At 60.5% G+C, this 9,355-nt stretch carries 10 protein-coding genes; 3 read left to right on the forward strand and 7 right to left on the reverse strand.

The window, feature by feature from the left end:
• Positions 1-121: 121 nt before the first annotated feature.
• From K0F88_RS23665 to K0F88_RS23695, 7 genes are read right to left on the reverse strand one after another with little or no spacing between them, the layout of a single operon-like run.
• Positions 122-1,540: an ATP-binding protein gene (locus K0F88_RS23665; RefSeq protein ID WP_219096711.1), complete on the reverse strand. Its 1,419-nt coding sequence runs from the start codon at positions 1,538-1,540 to the stop codon at positions 122-124.
• Positions 1,537-2,199 carry a response regulator gene (locus K0F88_RS23670; protein WP_219096713.1) on the reverse strand — a complete coding sequence of 221 codons (663 nt, stop codon included), beginning with the start codon at positions 2,197-2,199 and terminating at the stop codon, positions 1,537-1,539. Before K0F88_RS23670 ends, K0F88_RS23665 begins: the two co-directional genes overlap by 4 nt.
• An 11-nt stretch (positions 2,200-2,210) precedes the next feature.
• The gene (locus K0F88_RS23675) at positions 2,211-2,855 is read right to left on the reverse strand and encodes a tetratricopeptide repeat protein (protein ID WP_219096714.1); all 645 of its coding nucleotides are present in this window, start codon (positions 2,853-2,855) and stop codon (positions 2,211-2,213) included.
• Positions 2,852-3,661, reverse strand: a complete 810-nt coding sequence (locus K0F88_RS23680) for an SDR family oxidoreductase (protein WP_219096715.1) — start codon at positions 3,659-3,661, stop codon at positions 2,852-2,854. Before K0F88_RS23680 ends, K0F88_RS23675 begins: the two co-directional genes overlap by 4 nt.
• On the reverse strand, positions 3,648-4,322 hold the full coding sequence (locus K0F88_RS23685; RefSeq protein ID WP_219096716.1) for a TenA family transcriptional regulator: 675 nt from the start codon (positions 4,320-4,322) through the stop codon (positions 3,648-3,650). Before K0F88_RS23685 ends, K0F88_RS23680 begins: the two co-directional genes overlap by 14 nt.
• Positions 4,319-5,800, reverse strand: coding sequence for an AMP-binding protein (locus K0F88_RS23690; RefSeq protein ID WP_219096717.1), 1,482 nt, complete (start codon positions 5,798-5,800; stop codon positions 4,319-4,321). Before K0F88_RS23690 ends, K0F88_RS23685 begins: the two co-directional genes overlap by 4 nt.
• Positions 5,790-6,467 carry a thermostable hemolysin gene (locus tag K0F88_RS23695; protein ID WP_219096719.1) on the reverse strand — a complete coding sequence of 226 codons (678 nt, stop codon included), beginning with the start codon at positions 6,465-6,467 and terminating at the stop codon, positions 5,790-5,792. Before K0F88_RS23695 ends, K0F88_RS23690 begins: the two co-directional genes overlap by 11 nt.
• A 205-nt stretch (positions 6,468-6,672) precedes the next feature.
• Here K0F88_RS23695 and K0F88_RS23700 point away from each other — a divergent pair, with 205 nt between their 5' ends.
• From K0F88_RS23700 to K0F88_RS23710, 3 genes are all read left to right on the forward strand, one after another.
• Entirely contained in the window at positions 6,673-7,245 is a 573-nt protein-coding gene (locus K0F88_RS23700; protein WP_094467761.1) for a cytochrome b, read from the forward strand.
• A 515-nt stretch (positions 7,246-7,760) separates the two neighbouring features.
• Positions 7,761-8,123 (forward strand): DUF6124 family protein, encoded by a 363-nt coding sequence (locus tag K0F88_RS23705; RefSeq protein WP_094467760.1) that lies wholly within the window; start codon positions 7,761-7,763, stop codon positions 8,121-8,123.
• A 283-nt stretch (positions 8,124-8,406) separates the two neighbouring features.
• The gene (locus K0F88_RS23710) at positions 8,407-9,123 is read left to right on the forward strand and encodes a hypothetical protein (protein WP_219096720.1); all 717 of its coding nucleotides are present in this window, start codon (positions 8,407-8,409) and stop codon (positions 9,121-9,123) included.
• Positions 9,124-9,355: the final 232 nt, after the last annotated feature.

Consider the following 9,355-nt stretch of genomic DNA (forward strand, 5'->3'; position numbering starts at 1 on the left):
GGCAAGCCCGCTCCCACAGGGTTTGGTGTCGTTGTTGAGTGTTGCGGTCGACACAAATCCTTGTGGGAGCGGGCTCGCCCGCGATGGCGTCAGCTGGCTCACCACATCCTGTCCGGATCACTCAAGCATTCGGCGGCAACTCGCGCGTGGTGCGTTGTAGCGGATCGCGGGGTTGGCTGTCGGGAATCGACAGCGTGGCGCGCAAGCCGCCTTCCGGGCGGTTGGTCAGGGTGATGCGTCCGCCCAGCCGGGTGGCGATGGTGTTGACGATGGTCAGGCCCAGACCCGCGCCATGGGCATTGCCACGGCTGTAGAAGCGTTCGAACAACCGCCCGCGATCCGCTTCGTCGATGCCGGGCCCCTGGTCCTCGACGCTCAGCGAATAGAAGCCGTCCGCCTGACTGAGCTGCACCGTGATCACCCCATGCTCAGGGGAAAAGTTGGCCGCGTTGCTGATCAGGTTGTTCAAGGCGATGTCGATAGCGGCGGCGTCGGCCACCACTTCAAAGGGGCGATCGGTGACGTCGAAGGCCAGTTCAAGGTTCTTGCTCAGCAACCACGGCGTGAGCTGCACGAGGCTGTCGCGCACGGTGTTGGCCAGGTCGATGCTGCGCAGTACCGGCGCGATGGCTTTGGGTTCGAGGCGGGCCATGGTCAGCAATTGATTGACCAGGCGGCTGGTGCGGTCGACACCGGCAATCAAAAACTCCAGGGATTCGCGGCGCTCTTGCTCGGTGCCGGCCTCCAGCAGATTTTGCGCATGCACACGCAGCACCGCCAGCGGTGTGCGCATTTCGTGAGCGGCATCGGCGATAAAGCGCCGCTCGCGGCCCATCACTTCCTGAATCTGCGCGAGCATGCGGTTGAGCGCCGCTTGCATCGGCTCCAGTTCACTGGGTAACGGGGTCAGTTGCAGCGGCTCCAGCGAACCGCTGTGCCGCGCGCGCAAGGTCGCTGCCATGTCTTCCAGCGGCTTGAGGCCCCAGCCGATGGCCAGCCAGATCATCGCCGCCAGAATCAGGCTGCCCAGCACATTGGGCCCCAAGGTATGGCGCAGGATCCGGTCCACCAGATCCGAACGCACGTCGTCCCGTTCGCCGACCCAGATTCTCAGGTCGTTCTGTTTGTCTACCAGCAGGAACGCACGCCAATGGCGGTTGTTGAGGTCCACCACATCGCTGAAACCGGGTGTCGACGGAGGCGCGTTGAAGGAGGGGGCACTGGCGGTGTGCACCAGCACTTCACCGTTACGGTTCCAGACCTGAAAGGCCATTTTGGATTCGTAGGGATGGCCGTCGACCCTGGGCTCGGCCTCGCCCAGCGCCTTGTTGAAGGCCTGATACAGATCGGCGTGTTCCTTGCTCGCCATCGGCATGCGCATCACACCCTGCAACAGCCGGGCGTTTTGCGCGAGTTGGGCATCGTAGACTTCGGCGATTTCGTGATTGCTGTCGTGCAGGTTCAACAGGCTGATCACCGCCAGCCCGACCAGCATCAGGCCAATGATCAGCGTGAGCGTGCGGCGCCGGATCGACGTCATCGGCGCTCCTCCACCAGGTATCCGACACCGCGAATGGTGCGGATCAGGTCGGTGGAGAATTTTTTGCGCAGGTGATGGATGTGCACTTCCAGGGTGTTGCTTTCGGCTTCCTCGTTCCAGCCATACAGCAACTGCATCAGGTGATCGCGGGTCATGACCCGGCCCGGCGGCGAGAGCAATTCGTGGAGCAGCTGATATTCCTTGGGCGTCAACGCCACCGGCTCGCCCTGATAACTGACTTGCTGGGTGCCGGGGTTCAGGCTGATGCCGGCGTGTTCGATCAGCACCTGGGCGCGACCGGCACTGCGCCGCAACAAGGCCCGCAGGCGAGCCTTGAGTTCCGCCAGATCAAAGGGCTTGATCAGGTAATCGTCGGCCCCGGCATCCAGCCCGGCAATGCGGTCTTCGGTCGCGTCCCGGGCGGTGAGGATCAGCACCGGCAGGTTGGAGCCGCTGTCGCGCAAGCGCCGCAGCACTTCAAGCCCGTCCATGCGCGGCAGACCGAGGTCGAGCACCGCCAGGTCAAAGGTTTCACTGAGCAGCGCATGCAAGGCGCTGGTGCCGTCCTTCAGCCAGTCGACGGTATAACCTTCGCGGCCCAAGGCTTGATGGATGCCCTCGCCGAGGGCCACGTCGTCCTCAATCAGTAATAAGCGCACACGGACTCCTGTCAGTCGATTTTCTTGTTCACGTCCACCAGCAGCGTTTCGATCTCTTTGCGACGCCCGGCGTCGGCGATTTCCCGGCCTGGCCTTGGAGCAGCTTGCAGGGCCTTTTGCAGCGCGACTTTAGCTTCGCTGTAACGTTTTTCACGGTAGAGGTGATCGCCCCAGAAGTACAGACTATCGATGCCGTTCGGGTTGAGTTGCAAGGCCTGCTTGAGTAACTGTTCGGCCTTGTCCGAGTCACCGAAACCGATGGGCCAGCCGGGGACGCGGTCATACAACGCGCCGAGGCTGGTGTAGGCAGAGCCTTGCAGGGCTTTGGGGTCCAGCGTCATGGCTTTCTCCAGATCGGCTTTCGCCGCCTTCACCTTGCTCAGCGCACCGAGGCCACCCTGGGCACCGGCCCAGCTGCTGTTGACGATGCCGGACCAGATCCAGGCTTCGGCCACCGATTGACGTTCCTGAGTGAACGCGGATGCCTGGGCTGCCAGTTTCTCGAACGCAGCGGTGCGTTGCGCTTCCGGGACTTCGTATTGAATGTGCGCCCAGCTTTGCTGAATGCCCTGGAGGCGTTGCTGATCGGCGGGTTCCAGTGCCCAGACGCTCTGGCTCAGAGCCCCCAGCAGCAGGCAAGCGATGATTTTCTTCATGGTTTGAGGGTCTCGTTGTCGGGCTTCTGACTCAGGCGACGGATCAGCGGCAATTGCTTGCGCAAGCCACGGTCCACCAGATTGGGCAGCAGGCTGTTGAGGCGCACAAAAAAGCGCTCCGGCCAGCCGAGGTACAAGTCGCGCCGGTCACCGGCAATCGCATGCATCACTGCGGCGGCGACAGTTTGCGGATCGTCGACGTTGGCCTTGAGCGCATCGTTCAACGCCTGCGCCGCCGGGCTGTTCATGCTGGTGCGGGTGGCACGCGGGGCGACGTAGAGCACGCTGACCCGGGTGTCCGCCAGTTCCCGGCGCAGGGCCTCGGAAAACCCGCGCAAGGCAAACTTTGTCGCGCAATAACTGGCGTAACCGGGGTAGCCGATGGAGCCGTAAGTCGAGCCGACGTTCACCACCATCGCGCTCTCGGCTTGCTTGAGCAGCGGCAGCAGGGTTTTGGTCAGGCAGATCGGCGCGCTGATGTTCACCGCCAGCATCGCGTGGATGTCGCTGTCCTCCAGCTGTTCGAGCATGGCGAAATGATTGACCCCGGCGGCATTGATCAGCAAGTTGACCCCGCCAATCGCTTCGGCCGCGGTCAGCACCTTGCGTCGGTCGGACAGCACGGTCAGGTCCGCGCCGACCCAGCACAGGTGTTGCGGATAGCGTTCAAGCAAAGGCAGCAGCGGTTCCTGGTGCCGAGCCACCGCCAGCACCCGGGCACCGCTGGCACACAACGCAGTGGCGATCGCCAGGCCGATGCCGCCGCTGGCACCGGTCAGCACCACGCGGGCTTCATGCAACTTCATGCAGGGCCTCCCCGTCACGCGGCAAGCCGCGGAACATGTCGGTGTAAAGCCTGTAAACCACTTTGGAGGCGTGAATCACCGCCGCCTGATCGGCCGGATCGTCGAGGGTGTTCATCAACCGGCGATAAGTCTGCATGTGCTCGATGTCGAGCGAGCCATGGGAGCTCAGGTAACTGAAGGCGCTTTCCGGCAACGCCAGACGCTCGCGGATGCTGCCAGCGGCATGGGTCGCCAGGGCAATGCTGGTGCCTTCCAGCACGTTGACCATGCCGAACAGGCCGACCGGGTTGTCGCGGGCAATCAGGTCGTAGAGGTAGCTGACCATCAATTCAATCGGCAGGCTCGGACGACCGTCGCGCACGGCAATGCGGTCGCCGCCGCAGGCTTCGATATCGTCCAGCACCCACTGTTCGTGGCCGTATTCATCCTCGATATACTCGCACACCGCTTTGCGCAGCCATTCCAGGCGCGACGGCAATTTCGCCCCGCACGCCATCATCAACGGCACAGTGTGGCGCACGTGGTAATAGGCTTGCGCCAGAAAAGCGCGGTAGCTTTCGAGGCTGACCTTGCCCTCAAGGGCATCGCGAATGACCGGCAGGTTGAACAGTTCATGGCGTTCGTGTTGCGTGGCTTCTTGCAGCGTGTCGAAAAAACTCATGATGCGGATTCCTCGGAAAGTACAGATTCAGTCAGTTGCGCCCGGTAACGCTCGACGATGGCGTCACGGCGCGGGCGGCCATTGGCGGTGAGCAAGCCATTGGCAGGGGTGAAGGGTTGATCGAGACGTGTCCAGTGATGGACCTGCGCATAACCGGGCAAGACCTCGTTGGCCTCGGCGACGGCGGCAGCCAGTTCGGCATCGGTGCAGTCCGGGCGGTGGGGCCAGAGCAGCGCATGGTTGTGCGGCATGGCTTCGCCGTAGACGAAGGCCTGGGCGATATGGCGGCGCTGAGTCAATTCGGCCTCGACCCATTCAGGATTGACGTTGCGCCCGAAACTGGTGACGAATTGGTGCTTCTTGCGACCCTTGAGGTAGAGAAAGCCGTCCGGGTCGAACTCGCCGAGATCGCCGGTCGGCCACCATTCATCGGTGTGCGGCGCCTCTCCCAGATAACCGAGCAAGGTCGAGCCCTTGACCAGCACTTCGCCGTCCTCGGCCAGGCGAATCGTTACGTGGGGCAGGGGCTTGCCGACACTGCCGGGGCGGCGCGCTTCGGGGCGATTGAGGCACACCACCGAGGCGCACTCCGACAGGCCGTAACCTTCGTAAACAGGAATGCCGATGCGTTGCGCGCGGTGCAACAACTCCTCGGACACCCGCGCACCACCCACCGCCGCAAACCGCAACGAGTAAGGACTGAAGGCTTTCTGCTCGGCGGCGCTGACCAACATCTGCAACAACTGCGGCACCAGGATCAGGCTCTCCGGCGCCCGGGTGGCCAGGCAACCGAGCAGACGCGGCACATCAACACCGCTGGCCCCCTGAATGCCCAGGGTTTTCTGACTGGGCAAACTCAACCTGGCCCCGGCATACAGCGCGGCGTAGCAACCGAGGTTTTCCAGCAAAATCGCCAGGGGTAACAACGCCAGATGATGCTGCGGATCAGCGGGTTTGCTCGCCTGATTCAGTTCGCGAGCGACCGTCAACAAGCTCTCGGCGCTGAGGCACACGCCTTTGGGCGTACCCGTGGTGCCCGAGGTGAACGTCAGTTTGGCGGTCCCTTCCGGCATACGGTTCGGGCCGCTGAACGTGCGGCGCCAGAACTCACCGGTCTTCTCGTAGCCGGCCGCTTGCAATTCGTCGTCCAGCGCGGGTTCGGCAATCACCCGTTCGGCCTGGCTCTGTTCCAGACAATGGGCACGCTGAGCGGTGCTGAAAAACGGCGGCAACGTCAGGCAAGTCAGGCCATCGAACAGCGCGGCCAGGTCCCAGAGCATCGCGTCGACGCCATTGTCCAGCGCCAGCGCAATCACCTTGACCTGCTCATCGCGCAGCCGTTGCTGGCGATACACCACTTCGGCATACAGCGTGGCGTAATCCACCTTCTGATTGTCACCCCACAACGCGATGGCGCTGGTCTTGCGCTCGGCATGGCTGCGCAGGGTCTGTTTGAAACGCTCGACTTCAGGCGACATGGCTGGACTCCTCAAGAGTCGAGGACAAACCCAGGCGATTGAACATCCCGATGTTGCGTAAATGAATGAAACCGGCGCGGATGTTGCCGACGTGCACCCAAGGCTTGCTCTCGTAATAACTGCCCCAGTGCTGGCGTTCGTCCCCCAGCCGCTCAGGGTCGGCCGCGCACAGCGTCACCGGTTTCAAGCCCAGGCGATGAAAGCTGTTCACCAGACCGATATTGCCGGTGAACGCCACCCATTCCAGGCCGCCCATGGCCAGCAAGTAAGTGATGGCGATGATGCTCATCCGCGCGCTGCCGGTGTCACTGGCGGCCAGATTGCCGACCTCGACGATACCGGCACGATCCACCGGGCGGTCGGCCGCAGCACTGATCAACGGCTCGATCGACTCGTCCAGATAACGTTCCAGAAACAACGATTCAGCATTGGCCATGCGCACACCGGCAACCGCACACAGCGTGCCGGCGGCATCGCTCACGCCAAACAGCTCCGGCATGAAATGACGAATGTCGGCGCCATGGGCCTTACGAAAACGCTGCTGAATAAAAGCTTCAAAGACCGGGCGCTCGAAGTCGTCCGGCAACGCCCTGGCCAGGCTCATCGGCGGGGTTTCGGCCTGGCCGAAGCGCAGGGGTAGAGGAATATTCCATTCAAAGTCAGGCATTGGAAGACGCCTCCCGAGTAAGTGTGGGAGAAGTATCGAAGCCATTTCTTAACGGAATCTGAAGGTGACAAAAAGATCATCTTCCGCTGTCTTCAGATTGCCTTAAGACTTCGCGGGCAGGGTGTGCCCCGTCGGTGCGTTGACACACCGCACCCCGGCCGCACGAATGACTCGGCCGCCGGCAATGACATTCAAGAGGCCCGTTATGACCCGCGAATCAATGACCCATCGGTATGGAAAACTCTCAATCACCTTGCACTGGCTGATGCTGGCGCTGTTCGTGGGCGTGTACGCCTGCATCGAAATCAAAGGCCTGCTGCCCAAGGGCCAACCGTTGAGAGCCATGTTTCTCGGGCTGCACGGCCTCTTCGGCTTAAGCATCTTCGCCCTGGTGTGGGTGCGCTTGCTCGGACGCCTGACGCCTCGGCCACCGATCACCCCGGCACTGCCCAAATGGCAGACCGGCGTTTCGCACCTGATGCACCTGGCGTTGTACGTCTTGATGATCGCCACACCGTTATTGGCCTGGCTGATGCTTTCGGCCGGCGGCAAACCGATGCCCTATTTCGAGTTCTACCTGCCATCGCCAGTGGCGGTTGATCCGGACCTGGCCAAGCAATTCAAGTACTGGCATGAGCTGCTGGGTAGCACCGGTTACTGGCTGATCGGCCTGCACGCAGCGGCGGGGCTGTTTCACCACTACTGGGTCCGCGACAACACCCTGACCCGCATGCTGCCCGGCCGATCCAGTAATCCCATCAACCAGCGCCAGCGATAAACCCCAACCCGGTGCAGGCCGCATACATTGCCACCCCAAGACGTCGAGCGCGCCACAAACCCTGTGGGAGCGGGCTTGCCCGCGATGACGCCAGACCTGACACCCCATATCCAGGCTCGGATGTTTTGCCCAACTGTTGATGCACTTAAACAGGTTTCAAGGCCCACGTTTAAAGACACTCAGTGTTACGTCCTAACGGCTACAACGCCTTGCGTCGTTGCCTACGCGTGCGCCAGAATCCGCCGGCTTGTGCGTCTAGGACAGGGGTTCTATCGTGGCTGGGTCACTGAAAAACAGTGAGCGGGTTTGGTAGCCCGGATCGTTCTAGACTCATGGCTTCACCTTTACGCAGTCGGTTTCACAAGACTTTGCGTTCATGGTGGTCATGCGTGGGGCCCACTTGTGGGCGCCGGGTTCTAGTGCGACCGGTCTACCAACCCGCGTATGGCCGCCACCCTCCGTTTGGTAGCGAGAGGGTGATGGCTCCTTGAAATATTCGCGCTAGAGGTTTCACCATGATCAAACCAACACCAAACCCACCAGACAACAATCCAGCATCCCCCTACGAATCCCTCGATTCCAGAAAACTCCACGAAGCCGCCGAACGCGCCCTCGACCACTACCTCAACCCAGGTGCCAACATCATGGCCAGCACCCACGAACCCGAACCCATGTTCCTCGCCAACCCCAAATACGACACCGAATCCCTGCTGGCCAACGCCAGCGAATCACTGGGCTCGGCGACTACCATGCTCAGCAATTTCGCGGCGTTGCTGGATAACTCGCATCGCAAGACGCTGCTGGGGATTACTCAGGTGGTGATGTTGGGGGAATTGGCGGTGAATCAGGCGTTGGATAAGGTTGAGGTGAAGGAGTAAGGGCAATCCCTCTGTGGCGGTGGGTTCGTCCGTCGTCACAGAGGGGAGGGCAAGTCGGCAACTGTATCCATGAGGCTCAGCTTTTGGGCGAAATTGACTCATTGCTGGCTGCTATCGGCCCATTTCAGCAGTCGCGAAGGGCTGCTTCCGACCCGAATCAGGTGACTGTGTGCCGCCTACTGTGGCGCCTACAGCACAGCAAGGGATGGATTGGGGGTAACTCAGGTATAGGATAGGGCCTGATTTTTCCTATGCAGACCATTCATATTAAGGGATTAATGAAATGTACAATTTTAGGCCCATCACGTTCGCAATTGTGGTTGCTGCCCTCGCACCGCATGTAATCCAAGCAGCACAGTGCCCCGATACGCAGTATGAGTCTGGGTACAAAAAGAATAAGCCAACAGTGGCCGCGCCTGAGATGATCAATATTGTAGGTCCGATTTTCCAAGGAGGAAAAGTCGTCTGTCACGTATCTTTCGACCTGATGTCGGGAAGGAACAATGTGCTTCATCGCGTAGAGTCGGGAACGCTCAACGGTGCCAAATACCGTTTCGACTACACCTATGGCAGCGGCTCAGTACAAGGGCTGCCGACTAACGTGCTTGATATCCTGAAGGACAACTATGATGAAAACTGGGATCTTCGCTGCATGCAAGATGGCATGAGCGATACTCATTATTGTGCAATGTCCAGAACAAGCCTGATCGTAGGTGTCTCCGGCGCTTCGTCCTATTTTGTGCAGATAGGGAATGATCACTTCCCCGGCTCTTCTATAGCGCTGCGCATCGACAACGCGGCGCCTGTCACTGCTCGTGCTGATCCTGGCTTTTCCCCACAACAGGAGGCTGCTCTAGTATCCGCGATGAAAGGGGGGACCTCTGTGCTGACTAGGTATGTGGAATGGCCACACGAGTCGAACAAAGACCGAAGCATTAGCCTTTTTGGTTTTGGTACGGCATTGCAGATAATCACGACCTTAAACCAAACTATCCAATGAAGAAGATCTCCACACGTTAGCGACCAACCCAGGTATGCATTGCTTAGTCATTTACTTATATGAGGCTGCTCCTAACGTCTCGGCGTGCCGAGCTGCTGCTATTGGCCGTTTTCTGCCTTTGGCCAGCGGCGGCTTTGAGTCGGTTTCAGCCGGTCGTGACAGGCAGAAATCGGCCAAAAGCGGACGTTCGAACCTAAGGTAATGCGATGAAGAGAAAAACAAGAATGACTGC

Origin of the sequence: Pseudomonas sp. UMAB-40 (assembly GCF_900095275.1) — a bacterium.
GTDB classification, from domain to species: domain Bacteria; phylum Pseudomonadota; class Gammaproteobacteria; order Pseudomonadales; family Pseudomonadaceae; genus Aquipseudomonas; species Aquipseudomonas mandelii_B.